Origin of the sequence: Streptomyces sp. WG7, assembly GCF_049975785.1 — a bacterium.
Taxonomy (GTDB): Bacteria; Actinomycetota; Actinomycetes; order Streptomycetales; family Streptomycetaceae; genus Streptomyces.
This window is the reverse complement of record NZ_JBNGGE010000137.1, coordinates 1-1,716: the sequence shown is the minus strand read 5'-3', so window position 1 is coordinate 1,716 and position 1,716 is coordinate 1. Positions and strand designations below refer to the sequence as shown.

Genomic DNA, 1,716 nt, shown 5'->3' with positions numbered 1-1,716 from the left:
TCCTTGAACGCACGATCCGCAGGCACCTCATCGACCGAACCATGCCCCAGAACACCCGCGACCTCACCCCGCACCACGTCCAGCACCGCGGCGAAGCGCTCGTTCTCGGCGAGTCCGGCCACCCGCTCGCGCAGCGCGGACGCGCCGACGGCGGCACCGTGCGCGGCCGCCCGGCGGGCCGGGACGCGGACGAGCCCGCGCAGCAGGTCGGGAAGCATCCCGCCGCGTGCCTGGAGGCGGAGGGCGGGCATGTCCAGCGGCAGCGGAACGAGCAGGGGCTCGGTCGTGCGCTGCGCGGCGTCGAAGAGGGCGAGCCCGGTCTCAGGGGACAGCGCGGTGATGCCGCCGCGGTGGATCCGGCCGCGATCGGTCTCCCCCAGGTCCCCGCCCATGCCGCCGTCCCACAGGCCCCACGCCAGCGACGTCGCCGCCAGACCCCGCGACCTGCGGTGCGCGGCAAGCGCATCCAGGAAGACGTTGGCGGCGGCGTAGTTCGCCTGGCCCGCGCCGCCGAAGACACCCGCCGCGGAGGAGAACAGGACGAACGCCGACAGGTCCATGCCCTGCGTGAGTTCGTGGAGGTTCCACGCCGCGTCCACCTTCGGACGCAGCACCGCCGACAAGCGCTCCGCGGTCAGCGACCCGACCACACCGTCGTCCAGGACACCGGCGGTGTGCACCACCGCCGACAGCACCGGAGCCGCGTCCAGCACCGCGGCCAGCGCGTCCCGGTCGGCGACATCACACGCCGCCCACGACACCGACGCACCCAGCTCAACCAGCTCCGCCGTCAACTCGACAGCACCCGGGGCATCCCCGCCCCGCCGGCTCACCAGCAGCAGATCCCGCACCCCGTACTCGGTGACGAGGTGCCGCGCGAACAACCCGCCCAGCTCACCACTGGCACCCGTCACCAACACCGTGCCCTGCGGGTCCAGCGCACGGACCGTGTCGTCGCCCGCCACAGCGGCGGACAGCCGCGGCACGCGGAGGGCGCCTCCGCGTACGGCCAGCTGGGACTCGGCGGTCGCCAACGCCGCCGCGACGGTGTCCGCGTCGATCTCGCCGTCAACGTCGATCAAGCCGAACCTGCCCGGGTTCTCCGACTGCGCCGACCGCACCAGACCCCACAACACGGCGTGCGCGAGGTCCGCCACGTCCTCACCCGGCAGCGCGGCGACCGCGCCCCGCGTCAGGAACACCAGGCGCGAGTCGCCGAAGCGCTCGTCGCCCAGCCACTCCTGCACGAGGTCCAGTGCCCGGTGTGCCGCGGCGTGCGCGGAATCCGCGACGTCGCTCACCGGCTCGCCCGCCGCGCACGGTACGACCAGCGTCGCCGGGACGGTCCCGCCCTCCGCCGCCACGCCGCGCAGCGCCGCCAGATCCGCGAACGCCTGGGACCCGGCGCCCAGCAGCATCCAGTCGTCGGCCACGGGGCCGCCGGCGTCGGCGGTCCGCAGCTCGGGCCAGTCCACGCGGAACAGGGCGTCGCGGGTGGCGTCCTGGGCCGTGCTCAGCTGGTCGCGGCTCACGCCGCGCAGGGCGAGGCCGGCCACGGACGCCACCGGCGCACCGGTGGCGTCGGCGATCTGCAGGGCGACCTCGTCGCCGTGGACGGGGGTGAACCTCACGCGCAGCGCGGACGCGCCGACGGCGTGCAGAGTCACGCCCTGCCAGGAGAACGGCAGCTTGGCCTCACCGTCCCCGCTGTCGGTT

General features: G+C 74.9%; 1 protein-coding gene. It reads right to left on the bottom strand.

What is annotated here, in order from left to right; all coding sequences use genetic code 11:
- Positions 1–1,716: type I polyketide synthase (locus tag ACP4J0_RS38370; RefSeq protein WP_426604060.1), on the bottom strand; the 1,716-nt coding region annotated here is incomplete at both ends.